Genomic DNA, 20,937 nt, shown 5'->3' with positions numbered 1-20,937 from the left:
GCATAGGTATAAAAATAAAGAACATTATTTTTAAGTTAGTAAAAGCGTAACTCAATCATTGATAGTAATTGTAGGATCATCATGGTCGCACCTCGTATTAGTTTTGTCTCCCTCGGATGCCCAAAAGCACTTGTTGATTCTGAGCGAATTATTACAAGCCTTCGCTCTGAAGGGTATGAAATTTCACGTCAACATCAAGGGGCTGATGTCGTTATTGTGAATACCTGTGGTTTTCTTGACTCTGCTAGAAAAGAATCACTCGCTAATATTGATGAAGCTCTCAAAAAAAATGGAAAAGTTATTGTAACAGGGTGTCTTGGTGCTGATCCTGATGTTATTCGCCAAGCATACCCTAATGTATTGGCCATTACAGGACCACAAGCTTATGAAACTGTTATAGAAGCTGTTCATACGGCAATTCCTCCCGTTCATGATCCTTTTCTTGATTTAGTTCCTCCCCAAGGTATTCGTTTAACACCTCGCCATTACGCCTACTTAAAGATTTCTGAAGGATGCTCTAACCGGTGTAGTTTTTGTATCATCCCTACACTGCGTGGTGATCTCACTTCACGCCCCATCAGCGATGTTCTTCGCGAAGCTGAAAAACTTGTACAAGCAGGTGTAAAAGAACTTTTGGTTATTTCACAAGATACGAGTGCTTATGGCATTGATCTTAAATATCTCGAGAATTCTTGGAAAGATCGCACAATCAAAACGAAATTTTTTGACCTTTGTCGCGAACTGGGCGATATGGGAATTTGGGTACGTATGCATTACGTTTATCCTTATCCCCATGTTGATGAAGTTATCGAGCTTATGGCTGCAAAAAAAATTCTCCCTTATCTGGATATACCTTTTCAGCATGCATCACCAACTGTTTTGCGTCATATGAAGCGTCCCGCACTTATGGAAAAAACAAACAGAAGAATTGAAAAATGGCGGAAAATATGTCCAGATCTTACTTTGCGATCAACGTTTATTGTTGGTTTTCCTGGTGAAACGAATGAAGATTTTAATATACTCCTAGAATGGCTAGAAGAAGCAAAAATTGAACGAGCTGGGTGCTTTAAATATGAAGAAGTAAAAGGAGCCGTTGCAAATAATTTGGGATTAGAAAATATTCCTGAAGACGTAAAAGAAAACCGCTGGCATCGTTTTATGGCAAAACAACAACAAATTTCTACGCATCTTTTAAAGAAAAAAATTGGAAAAAGACTCCAAGTGCTTATCGATGAAAGTCAAGGAAAAATTGCTAAAGGGCGTAGTCAATACGATGCTCCAGAAATAGATGGTGTTGTCCATATATCATCACGACGTCCACTGCGTGTGGGTGAATTTGTCACCGTTAAAATCGAACAATCGGATGCTTATGACCTTTATGGTATCGCCGTTTAAAAACTTAACCCCTTCTAGGTTCTAAATGACGAAGACTCCTATCAGAGTCGGTTTATAAAAAAGTGACTTCTCACAATAAAGCCCGATCACTTATGTGACTCACTTCATGAGAATTTACCGGAAGTCCTTACCCTGAATATTCGCTATACATTCTAAAAGTGTAATAAAATTTATATATTCTCTTAGTATACTACTCTAAATGATAGTGTTTTATGGTACAACAGGATAAGATAACATTCATACGGCTCTCTTCATCTTTAATTAAAGAATAAACCGGATAGTCACACTATTTTTCCGTTTTTAATATTTCGATAGTCATTGGTTCGTGAAAGAAGGCTTTTTTCAATTGTGTTTTCTACACACAAGAATTCCACTTGTTATATGCAAGGGAATGTTTATAGATGTAATATAAGAGAATTTGAACTAAAATATTTTATAGCTAAATTGCAAAACAATAAATTATCGTATTGTCTATGCTGCTGAGGAAGATATGGAAAATTTTTCTCAAGCAATGCAATTCCCGATTATTCTTATAAATCAATATATTGATTTATAAGAATAATTTGCTTTTTTGCATGTTGAATGAGAGTCCCGAATATCGTAAGATTCTCTCATTTCAGACCTGTTTACATTGAATCAATCAAAATCATTCGTTTGTACGTTACAAGCGGGATGAATGTGTGGATAAAAATTATTAAAGAAAGAACTAAAAATGGTTTTTATGAATCGTCTTAAGTGCCAAGGGTGTAGTGACCCACGAGCTGGCAAAGTGTGTTGATGATGCTGGCTTACTCCTTAATAAACGTAAAGATGGAGGGCTTTATGGATTTCATGGTATCGCCTTCACAGATGCCATCATGAAGTGGGCTTGGGTGCTCTTTGAGAGATGTCTCTTTAAGGAAGCGTCTTATTAAAATCTTTGAACTTATTTTTAGAGTATCTAATTTTTATTAACACGCTTTAAAGTCAAAGAATTTCTTATCAAGCAAATGACTTGGGCGTACATTTGTTAAAGCGCGAATCATCGTATCTTTACGTCCTGGCATTTGTCTTTCAATGTTTTTCAGCATTTCTTTCATTGCATTACGTTGTAAGCCATCTTGACTACCGCAAAGATTACAAGGAATAATTGGGAATTTCATTGCTTGAGAAAATTTTTCCATATCTTCTTCAGCAGCATAGACAAGAGGACGTAATACAAAAAGATCACCTTCATCATTTTTAAGTTTACCAGGCATAGCGGCTAATCGTCCACCATGAAACAAATTCATGAAAAACGTTTCCAAAACATCATCACGATGATGACCTAAAACTAATGCAGAACATCCCTCTTCACGGGCAATACGATAGAGATTACCACGTCGTAATCGAGAACAAAGTGAACAATATGTCTGCGACTCTGCCAATTTATCTGTAACAATGGAATAAGTATCCTGATATTCAATACGATATGGAACTTTATAAGAACTTAAAAAGTCTGGCAGAATATGCTTAGGAAATCCTGGTTGCCCTTGATCAAGATTACAGGCAAGAATTTCAACGGATAAAAGACCACGCCACTTTAAATCTAAAAGAAGCGCTAATAAACCATAAGAGTCTTTTCCGCCCGATAAAGCAACAAGCCATTTTTTTCCCGTAGAGAGCATAGAAAAATCATCCAAAGCCTGCCGCATATGACGCAAAAGCCGTTTGCGCAATTTATTAAATTCTACGCTTGAAGGAGCAACCCGAAATATTGGATGACAATCATCTCCTTCTCTTTCCAAAAGATCATCTCTCTCTTTGTTTTCCTCTATTGTCTGATATTCAACTGAAACATCATTCATAATACCATATCCTGCACAAGTAATAGCTCGTTTTGCAAAGACAGAAACAAATATAAAGTAAACTTACAGTTATGTTTTTTGAATTTATAAAAATTAGATACATAAAAAAGAAATGGAACTATATAAGTTTATCGCTATAAAACATAGCAATAAACTTAATATAGAACCATTCACAAAAAATACTTGTTAACTCCAAAGATTATAAAAAACACAATATTTTAAGTTATAACCATATGAAGAGAGAAATAAATTTTCTCATAAAAAAATTATCGAGAATAAAATTCAACAACCAAATTAGGTTCCATTTGCACAGCATAAGGAACATCTGCAAAAGCAGGAATACGTGTAAAGGTTGCTTTCATCTGTTTATGATCTGCTTCAATATAATCAGGGACATCACGTTCTGCCAATTGTACAGATTCTAAAACTAAAACAAGTTGTTTTGATTTTTCCCGAACCTCAATAACATCACCGGGCTTACAACGATAAGATTGAATATTTGTGCGCCGCCCATTTACGTTAACATGACCGTGATTGATAAATTGGCGAGAAGCGAAAATCGTAGGTACAAATTTTGCACGATAGACAACAGCATCCAAACGTGACTCTAACAGACCAATAAGATTTTCACCAGTATCACCCCGTCGACGAGCAGCTTCTTCATAAGTTTTATGAAATTGTTTTTCTGAAATATCTCCATAAAACCCTTTCAGCTTTTGTTTAGCGCGCAACTGCACCCCATAGTCAGAAAGTTTTCCTTTACGACGCTGTCCATGTTGACCTGGACCATAATCACGACGATTGACGGGAGATTTTGGACGACCCCAAATATTTTCTCCCATACGACGGTCAATTTTATACTTTGTTGTTTCGCGTTTACTCATCGCATTTCCTTTAAAATAAAACACGAGATCTTAAGACCCCAAGGAAACGCGCCCTCCTCTGCCTTTAAATACTATAAAGACTGACAGAATACCTTAACATATCAATATGCAAAGTTATCCACGGGACACGTCAATTAATGCTATTTTCTTGAAAGAAAAAGCTGAAATAGCTTTATTGATCTTGTATCCCAAAGTCAACTCTTTTCATGATTTTTAAGCCAAATCCTTTTAACAAGCGCTCCGTTGAAGAAGTGACATTTTTTGATGTTAGCAACACAAAATCTTGATATTTCTTTACAGATTGCTGATGTATTTTTTCCGACAATGGTAATAATGATCTGGTATGTTTAGCGATAGCTTTTGCTGGATTAATCCATTTAACGGACCATAAAGCTTGTTCACGAAAGAAGTTAATCAAAAAAGGATAATGTGTGCAGGCTAAAACAATAATATCAGTATATTTGCCATTTTTTTCTACAAAACATGGCAAGATTTCTTTCTTTATCTCTTCCGCATCGATAGATTTTCCCCGTAAATAATCTTCAGCAAATCCAGCCAGCTTTTTACTTCCCACAAGCTGAACATGACACTGTCCAGCAAAAGAGTTAATTAATTCATTTGTATAAGCACGTTTAACTGTTCCTGGAGTCGCTAATACGGAAATAAAACCAGATTTTGTTTGTTCTGCAGCTGATTTAATTGCAGGAACCGTTCCTACAAAAGGGACATGAGGAAAATTCTGTCGTAAATCTGCTATCATCAGTGTAGAAACAGTGTTGCAAGCAATCACACATAAAGCTGGATTGTAGCGTGTCAAAAGATTTGTAAAAATCTTCAAAATATGGTCTTTCAAAACATTTTCTTCCCAATTGCCATAAGGGAATCCCGCATCATCAGCCACGTAAATAAATTGCTTTTCAGGGATAAGGACACGCACTTCCCTTAAAACAGTTAAACCACCAATACCACTATCAAAAAAAAGAACAGGCCGTTCATCCATTAGTTTTCACACTTGTTTTTAATTTTTTTACGATCACGTTCTTCAGGTGCTCTACTCCCCCGTGGATATTGTGGCGAAAAATGATCTAAAGAAGATATAATGCCTCGCAATAAACGAACCTCAGGTTCACTAAAGTTAGCGCGCGTAAAAACAGAGCGCAAATTTGCAAGCATTACTTCTTTGCGTTCTGGGGGTCTAAAATACCCACGGATATTCAAAGCCTCTTCTAACTGAGATAAAAAACCATGAAATATTGTTTTATTTGCAGGTTCCATCTCTGCGGCACGAAATGCCGTATCGCTGACATTTTCTAGACCTGTTTTCATCCATTCGTAAGACATTAAAAGAACCGCTTGCGCAATATTAAGTGACGCAAAAGCAGGATTAACTGGAAAAGTAATAATTTCATCAACAAGGCTGATTTCATCATTTTCTAGTCCCCATCTCTCTCTTCCAAAGACAATACCTGTTTTATGTCCGATACTTTCACGCTGACGTAATACGCTTGCTGCTTCGACAGCACTTTTTACAGTTTTGAAACCACATCTTTCACGTGCTGTTGTGGCAAAAACATAGTGTAAATCTGCAATTGAATCACGCAATGTGTTAAAAATCACAGCGTTGTTAATGACATGATCAGCTTTACTTGCAGCAGCTCTAGCTTTTTCATTTGGAAACATTTCTCGAGGATTAACTAATCGAAGCTTAGAAAGCCCAAAATTCGCCATTGCCCTTGCGACCATACCAATGTTTTCAGGAAGCTGCGGTTCAACTAAAATAATAATGGGACCATTTGTTAAATTTTCACGATTCCTATTCGTTCCAGCCATCAATTTTACCTAGTTTCACTTAAACTATCTCCCTCTCCACTATTTTTACGAAACCTTTTTCACAATACCCTAATGCTTGTTTAATAATAAATTATAGACAATGTTATCTTTTTATTCAAAAATAATCGCTTCTAAACCTAATAATAAATTTTAAAAGCCATTAAAGTGAACGATGGAATTTATAACAATTTATATAAGATATCGTAGTGTTTTTTACATCAATTTTATCTTTTTTAATAGGAACAGCCACTATAAATCATAATCTCAGTTGAATTATGAAATCATAAATCCTAAAAAAGGGATATGCACTTTATTCCCAAACTTTTTCCTGCAAAGCTTATCCGTCGTTATAAACGTTTCCTTGCGGATGTTCAACAAGATGATCAGCATGTCCTCACCGTGTCTGTACCTAATACAGGATCAATGCTTGGATTAACAGCTTCCAACTCTAATATTTGGCTTTCTTATCATAACAACATCAAACGAAAATATGCCTATCAATTAGAAATTGTTGAAGCCGATAATACTTTGGTTGGCATTAATACCGCTGTACCCAATAAACTTGCACTAGAAGCAATTCAAAATGGATTACTACCAGAATTAAGTGGGTATAAAACAATCTTAAAAGAACAACGCTATGGGATACAATCACGAATTGACTTTCTTTTACGTGATAACATTCTTCCTGATTGTTACCTAGAAGTTAAAAATGTTCATTTTATTCGTCAAAAAGGATTAGCAGAATTTCCTGATACCGTGACAAAACGTGGTGCACGTCATCTTGAAGAACTCATAGGAGTCGTACAACAAGGAAAACGAGCTGCGATGCTTTATATTATTCAAAGAGAAGATTGCGCCGCTTTTACAATCTGTCATGATCTTGATCCACTCTATGGACGTAAGTTTGATTTAGCATTAAAATCAGGGGTAGAATGTTATGCTGTAAAGTGTCATGTAAGTGTAGAAGGCATTTTTCCGATTCAGAGAGTACAAATAGAAAATAGAAGAAACAATGACTGAGTATATCGAATATAATAAAATCCCTTTAAAATTTAATGGAAAAATCCGCATTTTCGATGATTATGCTTTTGCTAAAATGCGTGAAGTTGGTCGTATTGCTGCAGAATGCCTTGATGCGCTTACAGATATTATTAAGCCGGGCGTTACTACGCAAGAAATAGATGATTTTGTATTTATTTTTGGTGCTAAGCGAGGAGCACTTCCTGCTGATCTCAATTATCATGGATACAGCCATTCATGCTGTACATCTATCAATCACGTTGTCTGCCATGGCATTCCCAATAAAAGACCTTTGCAAGAAGGTGATATTGTAAATGTTGATGTAACCTTTATCCTTGATGGTTGGCATGGAGATTCAAGTCGAATGTATCCTGTTGGAAAAATTAGACGTGCCGCAGAACGCTTACTAAAAATAACCTATGAAAGTCTTATGAAAGGTATCGCTGTCGTTAAGCCTGGAGCAACGACGGGCGATATTGGTGCAGCCATTCAACAGTATGCAGAATCTGAACGCTGTTCAATTGTGAGAGACTTTTGCGGACATGGTATCGGCCAGCTTTTTCATGATGCTCCCAATATCCTCCATTATGGAAACCCTGGAGAAGGAGTCGAATTAAAACAAGGTATGATGTTTACAATTGAGCCTATGATTAACCTTGGTAAACCACAAGTTAAGATTTTATCTGATGGTTGGACTGCCGTTACCCGTGATCGCTCTCTGACCGCACAATATGAACATACGATCGGTGTTACAAATGAAGGGTATGAAATATTTACACAATCTCCTAAAAATATTTTTTATATTCCAAATTCGCATACCTAACGCACTGTAGAGACTTTATGACTAAAAAATTAAATCAAAAGGAAGATACTCAAAGTAATCACTTTGCATTAACATCGAGTTCTCCACTCACCCCAATATCAGAAAGAAAAAATGAAGAGCCTAAGAAAAATGCACAGCTCCATAAACATTATCAAGGACATCGTGAGCGTCTTCGGAAACGTTATTTAAAGTCAAAAGGAAATGCAATTGAAGATTATGAATATCTTGAATTATTACTTTTTCGCACAATCCCCCGCGCAAACACAAAACCCATAGCTAAAAATTTGATAGCGCGTTTTGGTTCATTAGCTGATGTGTTAGGAGCTGATATTCACCGACTTCAAGAAGTTCAAGGATGTGGTCCCGCAACTGCAATCGATTTAAAAATTATTTCAGATGTTGCTGGGCGTCTTGCTCGTGCGCAATTGTTTAAACGCGATATTTTTTCATCATGGGATAAAGTGTTAGCTTATTGTAAAGCCGTTATGGCTCACGAAACCCGTGAACAATTTCGTATTTTATTTCTTGATAAGAAAAACGGCTTGCTTGCTGATGAGGTGCAACAAACTGGAACCATTGATCATACCCCTGTTTATCCTCGTGAAGTTATTTCTCGAGCTTTAGAGTTATCCGCATCAGGACTTATCTTAGTCCACAATCACCCTTCTGGCGATTCCACCCCCTCTGATGCAGATATAACAATGACATATAGATTAAAAGACGCAGCAAATGCATTAGGCATTATTATCCATGACCATCTTATTATTGCACGAAATAACCATACAAGCTTTAAAGCGTTAAAACTTATATAAATCTTATGGGATAAAAAAGACTTTATTCAATGATAAATAACGAATCAATTTTCTAAATCAATATCTAATATAGCCATTGAGAAATTATAGGATAGCTCATTTTCATCTTCATCTCGATAGATAATGCCTAAAAACTCATCTCCCATATAAACCTCACAAGAATCACTCTTTTTAGGCCGTGCTCTGACTTGCAATGCTGAGTTTTGGAATATATTTTTAAAATAATTATCAAGTTTTTTTATTTCATCAGCATTCACTATGCTCTCCTGTTTTTTGAAACGATTAAAATAATTGCGTGTCGCGCAAATAAGACACTCTTATGATTCTGTAAAGTCAGTAAAAAAGCATAATCTGAATATTTACTTAATGTTACATATATTTACAACGTTCTTTATACATTCATAAAGAACGTTTACAAAAAGAGTCTATCATTATTAAATATACCCGTATAGATTAAAAAATGGCAAAAAAACTGTATATTTTTAATAATTTTACTTTATCTCCAATTTTAGAATCTGTATTTAGAATGCATATTCGTAAGAATAAATTGATCAATAATTTATAATTTTGTTCCTTTTATAAAAAATACAAATAAGAATATTTTTTTATTTAAAACTACATTTTTTAGCAAAAAATATTTATTACATCATTCAAAAATAATTCTTTTTAATAAACTTTAAAGTATAATTATCTAATCTTAGAATAATTACATCTCTGAAAAATATACAAAATAAGCTAATAAGAGTTTATTTTTCTTTTCATTCTTTATAAAAACTTATGTCATAAAAGAAATATTTTTAAATAAGTTTTTTTAATTTATACGAGATAAAAATATTGGGTATTTCTGTAAATTCTAAAAGCTATGAAGAATTCTTATTTTATAGGATAACGAGAAAGAAAATCGATAACACCTTTTTTATAAACTTTATCGCCTACCGCAAGCATATGATCTCGACCAGGAATTGATAAAGCTTCACCACAAGGCAGCAAGGCTGCCAATGGCTCTGCAGCGCCGCCAATTTCATCTAATGAACCAACGGCAACAAGTGCTGGTTGTTTGATTTTGTAAACTTCAGATGCCGTTAGCTCCTGTTTTGATGTGATAATACACGCAGCCAAAGCACGTCTATCGCTTTTCGTTTGATCTGCAAATTTACGGAACATTAAACCACGCGTATTGGTAATGGTAGAAATATCTTCTGCTAAAAGAGCCTCAGCAACAGGCTCCCAATTTCCCGCTCCTGTTACCATGCCAATACCTAAACCACCAAAAATAACGCTGTTCACATACGTTGGATGCAAAAGAGCCATAAAAGCACTAATACGAGCCCCCATAGAATATCCCATAACATGGGCTTTAGATAACTCTAAATGCTGTAGTAACTTTACTGCATCTCCAGCCATAGCTTGAGGTGTATAAAAGACAGGATCATAACTTTTAACTGAATCTCCGTGACCGCGATTATCAAGAGCAATAACACGATATCCTGCTTCAGTGAGAATACGAAACCAACCCGTTGCATACCAATTCACCCGTGCAGAAGATCCAAAACCATGGATCAACAAAATAGGTGCACCTTGCCCTTCTTCTCGATAAGCAAATCGCAAACCATCATATTCAAAAAAATGAATATCTTCAGCTGTCATTTTTTATTGCACTCTCCACAAAGTACAGGATGAATAACACGTTGCCCTTTTTGTATCTGTTTTTCAGAAACTTCACCAGCATTAATCTCAAGTGCAAAAGCTGCAGGAACTCCAGATGAAATGGTGTTTGTTGAAAATGGAGAAGTATTTTCAATAATTGATACAATAATTCCCTCAGAGTTTAAGAAAATCATATCTAAAGGTAAAGGCGTATTTGCCATCCACATAAAAATTTTCTGCTCATCTCCCGATTGAGAACTTTTTAGCTGCTTAAAGAGCATTGCACGATCGCGTGGAAAATCAGTTCGATACATTAAACCAGCTTCTGCTTGAGATGGCGTAAAAGCAATCTCTACCTTATAAGAAACTGTACCTTGCTTTGTATGTATTTCTAAAGGAATTGGATGCACAGGAATCTCTATGGGCTCCTTTGCTACAACAACACGCATATTTAACATAAAAAGCATCACCAATAAAACAATATGCCCCTTTTTAAAAGGCTTTAACATTCTTGTCTCCACCACAGAAAAATTTTAAATTTTGTTTCTAAAATAAAAAGTACCAGAGTTTAAAAGTCAAAAAACAAGAGGATTGCTTCCTTGTTATTTTCTAGTTTCTTTCAACGTAATATGCGCCATTTTCTTCATTTGGTTTATGGATTCACGAGAGCCATATTTTCTTTAAAAATCTACTTCTATAGCAATTTATGAAATAACAACCTTTAAAAATATAGAAAACATACTGATTTCACTCGCGAAATTTAATGCGTAGCTAAAGGAATACCTATATCCGGATAAATCTCTGCTGTCATTAAACCTTTTTCTCCTTTACCAAAACGTACAAGAACAACTTGACCCGAACGAAGCTCTGCTAGACCAAAACGGCGCAATGTTTCCATATGAATGAAAATATCTTCTGTCCCTTGCCCACGGCTAAGAAAACCGTATCCTTTGTCACGATTAAACCATTTAACAATTGCTCGTTCTAGTCCACTTTCTGGAGTAACAACAACATGGGTACGGGCTGGAATTTCTGATGGATGAATTGCTGAAGAACAATCTATAGATTTCACCTGAACGCACTTTAACCCTCGTTCAGTTTTTTCCACAGCACAAATGACTTTAGCTCCCTCCAAAGCTGTTTGAAAACCATCCCTTCGCATTACTGTAACATGCAATAATATATCAGGGAAATGAGGTAAATCAGGTACAATAAATCCATACCCCTTACTACCATCAAACCACTTAATGACACCACTGATTTCGATAATCTCCCCACAAGCACCTATACTCTCCTCAGATGGGGAACAATCCTTTAATGCATCCTTACTCGTCATAATAACGTGATCCTGTAGCTTATAAATTGTACGATATTGATTCTCTAGGTTTAAGTAAACATTGCTCTTGTATCAACACGCAAGCCCCAAGATAAGATTTCCCCATATTGTCGTATCTTCTATGTTAATGTCAGAGAATATTAACATGAATATTTATAAAACTATTTGATTGTACACTTTACATACCTTACAAGGTGTGCCCTACAAAAGAGGTCATATAAAAGTTTTTTTACATAATGATATTTTCATTAATGTGTAACTTGCATGATGAAGAAGTTCAATATAAGGTGAAAAAACGACAATTCAATTAAGGAAAATGCGCAATGCAATTGAAAAAAGTCCTTACGATAATCGCAGCATTTATGGCATTTACAGCAAATGTTTATGCGAGTGAACCTATTAAGATTGGTGTTTATCTTCCATTAAGTGGTCAAAATGCATTTGGAGGTCAGCTTGAAATTAGAGGTATAGAATTAGCCCATAAAAAAGTTCCAGAAATTTTAGGCCGTAAAGTGGAACTTGTTATTATTGATAATAAGTCTGATAAAGTAGAAGCGGCTAATGCTGTTATGCGTTTAACAGCAAGTGAAAAAGTGAGTGGAATCATTGGTAGCTATGGTTCTTCGCTCTCGTTAGCAGGTGGTGAAATATCTGAAAAAGCAAAGACTCCAACTATTGCAACGTCCTCAACAAGTCCTCTTGTTACACAGGGTAAAAAATATTACTTTCGCGCTTGCTTTATTGATTCCTATCAAGGAGTCGGAATCGCAACTTATGTAAGCCAAACTTTACACGCAAAAAAAGCCGCTATCCTTAAAGATATTTCAAGCGATTATGCCATTGGTCTTGCAAGTTATTTTACGCGTGCTTTCAAAAAATTAGGTGGTGAAGTTATCTCAAATCTAAATTATAATTCCGGAGATCAAGACTTTTCAGCTGTTCTTACGCAAATTATTGCACAAAAACCTGATATTTTATTCATTCCATCTTACTTTTCTGAAGGTGCTATCATCATGAAACAAGCACGAGAATTAGGAGCGAAGTTTCAAATTATGGGTGGAGATGCTATGGATAATCCAGAAACCATTACGATTGCAGGAAAAGCAGCAGAAGGTTTCTTACATACAACACTTCCCTATAGTGAGGATATGCCAAATATGTCAGTAGCTGCGCAAGAATTCACAAAAGAATGGAAAAAAGCATACCCTGACAAAGAGCCAAATATCAATTCTGTTTTGGGATACACGAGTTATATGATGTTCATGAAGGCTATTGAAAATGCAGGTAGCGCTGATCGTGAAAAAATTACTATCGCGCTTAGCAAATTAAAAGATTTTCCAACCCCCTTTGGTGATATGTCCATGGATGAAAATCATAATCCTAAAATTCCTATTGGTATCATTAAAATACAGGATGGAAAACGTGTTTATTTAGAAGAAGTTAAACCTGCTTTTTAATTTAAGAAGTTTTACTAATGAAAATACAAGAATTGGTTGAGGATCTTTTCTCAACCAAAAACTTAAAGGTTTCTTGTTATCTTATGTAAATTAACAAATGTGGAAGGATGAGAGATGAGCACTGAAATGTTCATCCAGTATTTTTTTAATGCACTGGCATTGGGATCTCTTTATGGGCTTATCGCTATTGGTTACACTATGGTCTATGGTATATTGAGACTCATTAATTTTGCTCACGGTGATATCTTTATGCTGGGAGCATATTTTGTTTTCTTTTCCACAATTAGCTTTATGCCTGCTTGGGCAGCAATTCTTCTTTTGTTCCTCGCGGCTCTTATTTATTATTCGGTCTTTATAGGGTTTAAAAGGCGTCCTCCAATTTATTGGATTGCTGCTTTTTTAATTCTTACGTTAGGATTTGTTTATTATTTTAAAATTTCCCCACAAGATTTTACCCCAATTTGGCTTTTAGCTCTTTGTTTTTCCATTTTTATTACAAGTGCTGTGGGTGTGGCAGTTGATCAATTTGCCTATAAACCTCTACGCCATGCTCCGCGTATTTCGGCACTTATCGGTGCAATCGGTGTTTCTTTTTTTATTGAAAATCTTGCTACTGTACTCTTTAGTGGTGTTCCGAAAGGTGTACAACAGCCAGATTTTCTTGTAACACCATTTTTATGGCATCTAGGATCAGGAGCAGATGCTATCATCAGAATTGCTCCCATGTCTCTGATCGTTCCTTTTGTGTCATTAATTCTTATTTTATTACTATTATGGATTATCCATAAAACAAAACCGGGTCTTGCTATGCGCGCAATCTCCCATGATATTGAAACAACACGTTTGATGGGTGTGTCTGTCAATAAAGTTATTGCGTTTACATTTGGAATAGGCTCAGCTCTTGCCGCCATAGCGGGCATTATGTGGTCTTTACGTTATCCTCAAATTCAGCCTTATATGGGTGTTCTTCCTGGTCTCAAAGCATTTATCGCTGCTGTTATCGGAGGTATTGGTTCGATACCAGGTGCAATGTTGGGAGGATTATTATTAGGGTTTATTGAAATTATGATTATCGCATTTTTCCCCGCGCTATCTGGATATCGAGATGCCTTCGCTTTCATTTTATTAATTCTGATTCTATTAATATTGCCCACAGGATTAATGGGTAAAAGAAATCAGGAGAAAATTTAATGGCAAAGTCAGCGACAACTGTTTTATCGTGTATAAGTGTTTTAGTTCTCATAGGTTTTTTATTTTATGCTGATAGCCATTTTAATGACTATACGCTTCGTATCATCAATCTGATTGCTATTAATGCGATATTGGCAATTTCGCTTAATTTGATTTACGGTTTCACAGGTATGTTTTCTCTTGGACATGCTGGATTTATGGCTATTGGTGCTTATGTTTGCGCAATTTTACTTCTTTCCCCTGAACAAAAAGAAATGATGTGGATTCTTGAGCCTATTGCTGAACCATTATATCATTTACAGTTACCTTTTTTTATCGCTGTTGTTGTAAGTGGTTTGTGTGCTGCTGTTGTAGGTTTATTGATTGCCTTACCAATATTGCGTCTTGGTGGCGATTATCTTGGAATTGCAACATTAGGTTTTGCGGAAATTATTCGCATTGTCATTACGAACGCCACATCGCTCACAAATGGCTCTTTGGGAATCAAAGGAATACCTCAAAATGCAACATTATGGTGGAACTATGGTTGGCTAGCATTTACAGTTCTCTTTATTGTTCTCTTACTGCAAAGCAATACTGGTAACGTATTACGGGCTATTCGTGATGATGAAATAGCTGCGAAAACTATGGGAATTAACGCTTTTTTCTACCGTAGTTTTTCTTTTACTGTTGGAGCGTTTTTTGCAGGTATAGGTGGCGCATTAATGGCGGCTCTTATTTCAACCATTGATCCAAAAATGTTTAATTTTCTTTTGACTTTTAATATTTTGATGATTGTTGTTGCTGGTGGTCTGGGTTCAATTACAGGGAGCATTATTGGCAGTATTATTATTACAGTCATGCTTGAATGGCTTCGTATTATTGAAAGTCCTTTTGACTTAGGTTTTATACATATTCCAGAAACCCCAGGACTTCGTATGGTTGTTTTTTCTCTTTTATTGCTGGTAATTATCTTGTTTTGGAGAAAAGGATTGATGGGACAACGAGAATTCTCATGGAATGGAATTTATAGCTTTTTGACACGCAAAAAGCTTTCTAATACTGAGGGAAAGCTATGAACGACACCATCCTTTCACTCAATAATGTTGTAATGCGTTTTGGCGGATTAGTTGCTGTAAATAATGTTAATATGGCAATTAAACGAGGGAGTATTACTGGATTAATTGGTCCTAATGGTGCTGGAAAAACAACAGTTTTCAATATGATTTCTGGTTTTTATGCTCCTACAAGCGGCAGCATTCTTTTTGATGAGCAAAAAATCTCTGGAGCGTCTCCTTATATCATCTGTAGACGCCATATTGCCAGAACATTTCAAAATATTCGTCTTTTCTCAGGGTTAACGGTTTTGCAGAATGTTATGGTAGGAGCGCATGTTCGACAAAAATATCCTTGGTTTTCTTCAGCTCTATTTTTTTCAAAAGCAATGAAAGAAAAGAAGGAAGTTTATAAAAATTCCTTGGAGCTCCTTGAACAGCTACAACTTGATCACCTTGCCAATCAATCGGCAACAGCTTTGCCTTATGGTGTGCAACGGCGTCTAGAAATTGCACGTGCATTAGCTACAAAGCCCAAATTGCTTCTTCTTGATGAACCTGTTGCTGGCATGAATCCACAAGAAAGTGAAGATCTTAGAAAATTCATAGCAAAAGTGCAAAAAGACTTTGATCTTACAATTCTTCTTATTGAGCACGATATGAAAGTGGTTATGGGGCTTTGCCAACGTATTTTGGTTATGGAATATGGCTGTTGTATTGCCAATGGTACACCAGATGAAATTCGTAATAACCCTAAAGTTATTGAAGCTTATCTTGGCGGAGATGTTTATGGATATTCTTAAAATAAAAAATCTTTACGTTCATTATGGCGCCATTAAAGCTGTCCAAAATCTTTCTATGTCCATAAAGCGGGGCAGTATTGTTACTTTAATTGGAGCCAATGGTGCGGGAAAAAGCAGTATTGTACGTTCTATTACAGGACTTAATCGCTCTGTTTATGGAGAAATTACCTATAATGGAAAATCTATTATTAAAAAATCACCAGAAGAGATTTTGCGATTAGGGATTGCTCTAAGTCCTGAAGGACGACGTATCATGCCCCATCTTACTGTTTTAGAGAATCTTCATCTAGGCGCTTATATTCGTCACGATAAGCAGGGAATTTCCCGCGATATTGAATGGATATTTGATCTTTTTCCACGCCTCCGTGAAAGAGCAAAACAGTTGGGAGGAACAATGTCAGGTGGTGAACAGCAGATGGTTGCTGTGGGCCGTGCACTTATGAGCAATCCTGATATGGTCATATTAGATGAACCCTCGTTGGGGTTAGCACCACTTCTTGTTCGGGAAATTTTTTCAATTATTCGAAAAATTAATGATATGGGAAAAACTGTTCTTCTTATTGAACAAAATGCATTTGCTGCACTTTCCATCGCTGACTATGCTTATATTTTAGAGGTAGGGCATATTTTATTTCACGGTGAAGGCAAAACTATGCTTTCTGATCCGCGTGTTAAAGAAGCCTATCTTGGTGGATAAAGGTTACAAATTCAGAAAATAGAGTTCTCCCATCCTCTTTTTTAAAGCATCTCTCTACTTAATGAGAACTTCTTTTTTGTGAATTTTGACTATTACATCCACCATTTTTCTGCGCTGAATATTCCTGCTTCTTGTTCAATAATGTGCGCTATCTGAAAAATCACTTCTTCAGAAAAAGGTTTACCAATCAATTGCAATCCTAGCGGTAAACCATTTGATGATAGACCAGCAGGAACAGAAATTCCTGGTAACCCAGCCATATTAACTGGTACCGTAAAAATATCATTAAGATACATTGCTACAGCATCATTTTTTATTTTTTCATCACCAATACCAAAAGCAGGTGTTGGTGTTGCTGGTGTCAAAATCGCATCAATGCCTGAAGCAAAACATTGATCAAAATCACGTTTTACGAGTGTTCTTACTTTTTGAGCTCTTAAATAACAGGCATCATAATAACCAGATGAAAGGACATAAGTCCCAACCAAAATACGCCGCTTAACTTCATTACCAAAACCAACAGAACGCGTATTTTCATACATCTCAATGATGTCTTTTCCAGGCACGCGTAAACCAAAACGCACACCATCATAACGCGCTAAATTAGAAGAGGCTTCTGCAGGAGCTATAATGTAATAAGAAGGTAGAGCATATTTTGTATGGGGCAAAGAAATATCCTTAATCTCAGCGCCTGCTTCTCTTAACCAATTTATTCCTTTTTGCCAAAGCTCAATAATTTCTAGAGACATTCCATCCATATGATATTCTTTTGGAATACCGATTTTCATTCCTTTGATTGATTGACCAAGATAACTTTCATAATCAGGAACTGGTAAATTCACGGAAGTAGAATCTTTTTCATCAAAAGAGGCCATTGATCTCAGTAAGATAGCACAATCACGAACATCTCTGGCAATAGGTCCAGCTTGATCAAGGGATGAAGCAAATGCAACAATGCCCCACCGTGAACAACGTCCATAAGTTGGCTTTATTCCTACAGTGCCAGTAAAAGCTGCTGGTTGACGTATTGAGCCACCTGTATCGGTTGCAGTTGCACCAGCACAAATTTGTGCAGCAACAGCGGCAGCAGATCCTCCCGAAGAACCACCGGGTACGAGTTTTTCCTCCGAGCCTTTTTTTCTCCATGGGCTAATAACAGGGCCATAATATGATGTTTCGTTGGATGAGCCCATAGCAAATTCATCCATATTAAGTTTTCCTAACATCACTGCACCATCTTGCCATAAATTAGCCGTGACAGTTGATTCATAGTGCGGTTTAAAACCATCAAGGATATGTGAACAGGCTTGCGTATGAACACCATAGGTTGCAAAAAGATCTTTAATCCCCAAAGGAATTCCTTCTAAAAGCCTCCCCTGCCCTTTCGCCAAACGTCCATCTGATTCAGCAGCCATTTTTCTTGCCTGTTCTGCTGTTATTGTTACATAAGCATTCAAAGTTGGATTCGCCAACTCTATTGCTTGTAAATAAGCTTCCGTTAATTCTGTTGCTTTGAGATTTTTCTTTGTTAGAGCATCACGAGCTTGCGCAATTGTGAGAGTTGTTAAATCAGTCATATTGGTTCTCAAATTTCAAAAATATAAAAAGTTACTCAACAATTTTTGAGACAAGAAAAAAATTTTCTTCTGTAACAGGGGCATTGGCTACAATATCTGCTGCTTTATCGCCATCTGTCACACTATCTTCACGCATTCGTAGAGTCATCGGCATCACAGATGTTAATGGCTCAACTCCACTGACGTCAACTTCATTCAATTGCTCTACAAAACCTAAAATAGCATTAAATTTTTTTGTCACAGATTCTATCTCATCATCGTGGAGGGCAATCCGCGCTAAATGTGTGATCCGCTTGACGGTCTCTTGATCAACAGACATACTCTTTACGCCTTTCTGCTTCTTTGTTTTTTATTGATCTTTATTCTGGCTATACAAGGCTGATCTTGCAAGTGCAAGAATATTAGATAACATGAATAAAGAATATAACCATTAAATCTGAAACATTAAAAAACGTATTATATCCTTATGACTGTTATTAATATAAACGAAGTTATGACACATCTTTTGCCTGGACAAACAATAGCAGGCTTAGATTTAGGGACAAAAACGATCGGAATTGCAATTTCTGATATGGGATTGACTGTCTCGAATCCGCGTCCTGTACTACAGCGAAAAAAATTTACAGAAGATGCTTACACACTTATTAAAATTTTTGACCGTGAAAATGTAGGCGTTATTATCATTGGCTTACCTCTTAACATGAATGGAAGCAGTGGCTCTCGTGTTCAAGCAACCAGAGCTTTTGTGAGCAATATGAAAGCTTATACAAAAATTCCATTTGTTTTTTGGGACGAACGTTTATCAACAATTGCGGCGGAACGGTCTCTTTTAGAAATGAATGTATCGCGTGCTAAAAGAGCAAGCCGTATTGATTCGGCAGCCGCCGCTTTTATATTGCAAGGTGCTCTCAATAGAATTCAAAACTTTCATCACATGGAAGGATAGAGGACATTGAGCAAATGCCCTGCATTATATCGTGCAATAAGCATCCCGTAGGAAGATCTCCATTGCCCTCCAAGGCGGCTTTCCATATAGGCATTTGCAACATGTTCTATGTCTGTAGAACGTAATGCTGCTGCAGCTGCTGCATAGGCTACCTGTTCAACAAAAAACCTTCCTGCTCCCTCATTTGCTGATGCCATATCACCTGCTGACTTAATAATTTCAATTGCTCGGGGTCCTGCTGGTCCAATATCAAGAGCAATTTTTTCCAACAATTTCTGAAACAATCCCGGAGCTTTTTCAGCAATAAGAATGGCATCCTTTACCAACTGATTAGCAAAACTATTTCTCACAATCCGCGCAGGCCCATTATGCAACATTTGTGATAATGGATTATTCTCTATAAAACTTTCAATACCAAGTTGTGCAATAATTTCACCAATAATAGGCACAACCAATTGACTTACATGATAAGCAATAATAGGTGTCATAATGCGGGCAAAAGCTGCTTCAGAACGGTCATTTGCTGCATTGTCAAATGCTCTTGCTAAACGCAAAACCAATGCTTGTGAGGCAGCTATATCTAATGCAATATCTGCAAAAATACGTTCTGTCAGTGGTGGTAAAGGCTGATTGGGCATTTTTTTCCGGAAAAAATCCATACCAAATTGAAGAGCCGCTCGCAAAACACCTGCCGATATGACAGATTGATCAAAACGCATCATTGTCTCGATATCTTTAATAACTTTAAGCCCTTCTCCAGCATTTCCCAAAAGCCAGCCATAACTGCCTTGAAAATCAACAACCCCTTCTGGCGTTAACAGTTCTCCAGAACGCTGAATTAAATGACGAATCGATATAGATCCATTTAATGCGCCATTTTCTTGTATGCGTGGAATAAAAAAACAACTTAAATGACCATCTAAATCTGCACTAACAAGATATCCGTCAGCGGTAGGATTAATAACGTTGGTTTTTACAACATTTAAACGATATAGATCACGTTCCATACTTTCATCGAAAGAAATTTTCTTAACACTTGGAAAATTGAAAGCGTATTTTTCAATATCGTCAAATGCACAAGTTAGAGAAGCAGCCTTTTTATGATGAATAGGCTTTGATGAAGAATCATATTGGCGTGATAAAAGTACATTTTGCCATTTTTTGAAGAGCTCAATATCACTAATTAAAACAGCAATAGCTGCACTCGTTATGATAACTTCATTCAAATGTCCTGTTTCTAAACCAGCAGATAAAGCTAAACGAATCGCACGCGCTTGATAGCGTACTCCATTTTCTGAGCTCGTATTTTCCCAAAGCGAGGTAACCAAACCTGCTTGTCTAGAATATTGTTGAAGAGCTTGATAGGAAGAATGGATCTCTAATCTTTCTGTTGGTTGCCCCCATTCATCATTATAGCATAGTAAAGGCTTATAATGATTCGCTAAGCAAGAAAGTTTCCATGCTTCTCGACTCGCGGCAAAATCCCCTATTTCTTCAAAACTTGCTAACAAAAACTTAGGCAAAGTAGAAGCAATACGAAACATAAGCGTATCGCTAAGAAATGTATTTTTTCGACGAGTATTTTGCGCAGATACAGCACTCATAGGTATATTCCTACATTCAAATCATTCATATCATAGACTATTTGTCTTTTTAGAG

At 36.4% G+C, this 20,937-nt stretch carries 21 protein-coding genes and 1 pseudogene; 11 read left to right on the top strand and 11 right to left on the bottom strand.

Annotated features, from left to right (window positions below):
• Positions 1-81 precede the first annotated feature (81 nt).
• On the top strand, positions 82-1,395 hold the full coding sequence (gene rimO, locus ACFIJL_RS05220) for a 30S ribosomal protein S12 methylthiotransferase RimO (protein WP_375623190.1): 1,314 nt from the start codon (positions 82-84) through the stop codon (positions 1,393-1,395).
• Positions 1,396-2,144: 749 nt separating this feature from the next.
• Positions 2,145-2,309, top strand: coding sequence for a hypothetical protein (locus ACFIJL_RS05215; protein WP_375623188.1), 165 nt, complete (start codon positions 2,145-2,147; stop codon positions 2,307-2,309).
• 36 nt (positions 2,310-2,345) lie between these two features.
• On the opposite strand, the gene ttcA is transcribed toward ACFIJL_RS05215, so the two are convergent.
• The 4 genes and pseudogenes from ttcA to ACFIJL_RS05195 all read right to left on the bottom strand — a co-directional run bounded on the left by ttcA (position 2,346) and on the right by ACFIJL_RS05195 (position 5,935).
• Positions 2,346-3,221, bottom strand: coding sequence for a tRNA 2-thiocytidine(32) synthetase TtcA (gene ttcA, locus ACFIJL_RS05210; protein ID WP_375623186.1), 876 nt, complete (start codon positions 3,219-3,221; stop codon positions 2,346-2,348).
• A gap of 266 nt (positions 3,222-3,487) precedes the next feature.
• Positions 3,488-4,105 carry a 30S ribosomal protein S4 gene (gene rpsD / locus ACFIJL_RS05205; RefSeq protein WP_273722651.1) on the bottom strand — a complete coding sequence of 206 codons (618 nt, stop codon included), beginning with the start codon at positions 4,103-4,105 and terminating at the stop codon, positions 3,488-3,490.
• Between the two features lie 172 nt (positions 4,106-4,277).
• A complete protein-coding gene (gene murI, locus ACFIJL_RS05200) occupies positions 4,278-5,105 on the bottom strand; it encodes a glutamate racemase (protein ID WP_375623183.1) in 828 nt (275 codons plus the stop codon).
• Positions 5,098-5,935 (bottom strand): annotated as a pseudogene (locus ACFIJL_RS05195) (RNA methyltransferase). The gene murI and the pseudogene ACFIJL_RS05195 overlap by 8 nt, the downstream one beginning before the upstream one ends.
• Positions 5,936-6,238: 303 nt before the next feature.
• On the opposite strand from ACFIJL_RS05195, the gene sfsA reads away from it, so the two are divergent.
• From sfsA to radC, 3 genes are read left to right on the top strand one after another with little or no spacing between them, the layout of a single operon-like run.
• On the top strand, positions 6,239-6,955 hold the full coding sequence (gene sfsA, locus ACFIJL_RS05190; RefSeq protein ID WP_375623181.1) for a DNA/RNA nuclease SfsA: 717 nt from the start codon (positions 6,239-6,241) through the stop codon (positions 6,953-6,955).
• Positions 6,948-7,778 carry a type I methionyl aminopeptidase gene (gene map / locus ACFIJL_RS05185; protein ID WP_375623179.1) on the top strand — a complete coding sequence of 277 codons (831 nt, stop codon included), beginning with the start codon at positions 6,948-6,950 and terminating at the stop codon, positions 7,776-7,778. Before sfsA ends, map begins: the two co-directional genes overlap by 8 nt.
• Positions 7,779-7,795: 17 nt before the next feature.
• Complete coding sequence (gene radC / locus ACFIJL_RS05180) at positions 7,796-8,590, top strand: DNA repair protein RadC (protein WP_375623177.1); 795 nt, start codon at positions 7,796-7,798, stop codon at positions 8,588-8,590.
• Positions 8,591-8,634: 44 nt separating this feature from the next.
• On the opposite strand, the gene ACFIJL_RS05175 is transcribed toward radC, so the two are convergent.
• From ACFIJL_RS05175 to ACFIJL_RS05160, 4 genes are all read right to left on the bottom strand, one after another.
• The gene (locus tag ACFIJL_RS05175) at positions 8,635-8,847 is read right to left on the bottom strand and encodes a DUF3126 family protein (RefSeq protein WP_375623175.1); all 213 of its coding nucleotides are present in this window, start codon (positions 8,845-8,847) and stop codon (positions 8,635-8,637) included.
• A gap of 616 nt (positions 8,848-9,463) precedes the next feature.
• Complete coding sequence (locus ACFIJL_RS05170) at positions 9,464-10,237, bottom strand: alpha/beta fold hydrolase (protein ID WP_375623173.1); 774 nt, start codon at positions 10,235-10,237, stop codon at positions 9,464-9,466.
• Positions 10,234-10,746 carry a DUF192 domain-containing protein gene (locus tag ACFIJL_RS05165; protein WP_375623171.1) on the bottom strand — a complete coding sequence of 171 codons (513 nt, stop codon included), beginning with the start codon at positions 10,744-10,746 and terminating at the stop codon, positions 10,234-10,236. The genes ACFIJL_RS05170 and ACFIJL_RS05165 overlap by 4 nt, the downstream gene beginning before the upstream one ends.
• A 251-nt stretch (positions 10,747-10,997) precedes the next feature.
• Positions 10,998-11,573 carry a cold-shock protein gene (locus tag ACFIJL_RS05160; RefSeq protein WP_375623169.1) on the bottom strand — a complete coding sequence of 192 codons (576 nt, stop codon included), beginning with the start codon at positions 11,571-11,573 and terminating at the stop codon, positions 10,998-11,000.
• Positions 11,574-11,896: 323 nt separating this feature from the next.
• Between ACFIJL_RS05160 and ACFIJL_RS05155 the strand changes: the two genes are divergently transcribed.
• The 5 genes from ACFIJL_RS05155 to ACFIJL_RS05135 all read left to right on the top strand — a co-directional run bounded on the left by ACFIJL_RS05155 (position 11,897) and on the right by ACFIJL_RS05135 (position 16,755).
• Entirely contained in the window at positions 11,897-13,030 is a 1,134-nt protein-coding gene (locus tag ACFIJL_RS05155) for an ABC transporter substrate-binding protein (protein ID WP_375623167.1), read from the top strand.
• A gap of 114 nt (positions 13,031-13,144) precedes the next feature.
• Positions 13,145-14,221 (top strand): branched-chain amino acid ABC transporter permease, encoded by a 1,077-nt coding sequence (locus tag ACFIJL_RS05150; protein WP_375623165.1) that lies wholly within the window; start codon positions 13,145-13,147, stop codon positions 14,219-14,221.
• Positions 14,221-15,279, top strand: a complete 1,059-nt coding sequence (locus ACFIJL_RS05145; protein WP_375613416.1) for a branched-chain amino acid ABC transporter permease — start codon at positions 14,221-14,223, stop codon at positions 15,277-15,279. The genes ACFIJL_RS05150 and ACFIJL_RS05145 overlap by 1 nt, the downstream gene beginning before the upstream one ends.
• Positions 15,276-16,058: an ABC transporter ATP-binding protein gene (locus ACFIJL_RS05140; protein WP_375623162.1), complete on the top strand. Its 783-nt coding sequence runs from the start codon at positions 15,276-15,278 to the stop codon at positions 16,056-16,058. Before ACFIJL_RS05145 ends, ACFIJL_RS05140 begins: the two co-directional genes overlap by 4 nt.
• Entirely contained in the window at positions 16,045-16,755 is a 711-nt protein-coding gene (locus ACFIJL_RS05135; RefSeq protein ID WP_375623160.1) for an ABC transporter ATP-binding protein, read from the top strand. Before ACFIJL_RS05140 ends, ACFIJL_RS05135 begins: the two co-directional genes overlap by 14 nt.
• A 92-nt stretch (positions 16,756-16,847) precedes the next feature.
• Here ACFIJL_RS05135 and gatA read toward each other — a convergent pair whose 3' ends face one another.
• Entirely contained in the window at positions 16,848-18,332 is a 1,485-nt protein-coding gene (gene gatA / locus ACFIJL_RS05130) for an Asp-tRNA(Asn)/Glu-tRNA(Gln) amidotransferase subunit GatA (RefSeq protein WP_375623156.1), read from the bottom strand.
• 31 nt (positions 18,333-18,363) lie between these two features.
• Entirely contained in the window at positions 18,364-18,651 is a 288-nt protein-coding gene (gene gatC, locus ACFIJL_RS05125) for an Asp-tRNA(Asn)/Glu-tRNA(Gln) amidotransferase subunit GatC (RefSeq protein WP_375623154.1), read from the bottom strand.
• A gap of 147 nt (positions 18,652-18,798) precedes the next feature.
• Here gatC and ruvX point away from each other — a divergent pair, with 147 nt between their 5' ends.
• Positions 18,799-19,278 carry a Holliday junction resolvase RuvX gene (gene ruvX / locus ACFIJL_RS05120; protein ID WP_330167622.1) on the top strand — a complete coding sequence of 160 codons (480 nt, stop codon included), beginning with the start codon at positions 18,799-18,801 and terminating at the stop codon, positions 19,276-19,278.
• On the opposite strand, the gene ACFIJL_RS05115 is transcribed toward ruvX, so the two are convergent.
• Entirely contained in the window at positions 19,263-20,882 is a 1,620-nt protein-coding gene (locus ACFIJL_RS05115; RefSeq protein ID WP_375623151.1) for an acyl-CoA dehydrogenase family protein, read from the bottom strand. The genes ruvX and ACFIJL_RS05115 overlap by 16 nt on opposite strands.
• Positions 20,883-20,937 lie beyond the last annotated feature (55 nt).

Origin of the sequence: Bartonella sp. TT119HLJHH (assembly GCF_042193385.1) — a bacterium.
Taxonomy (GTDB): Bacteria; Pseudomonadota; Alphaproteobacteria; order Rhizobiales; family Rhizobiaceae; genus Bartonella.
This window is presented reverse-complemented; position numbering and strand designations above follow the sequence as displayed.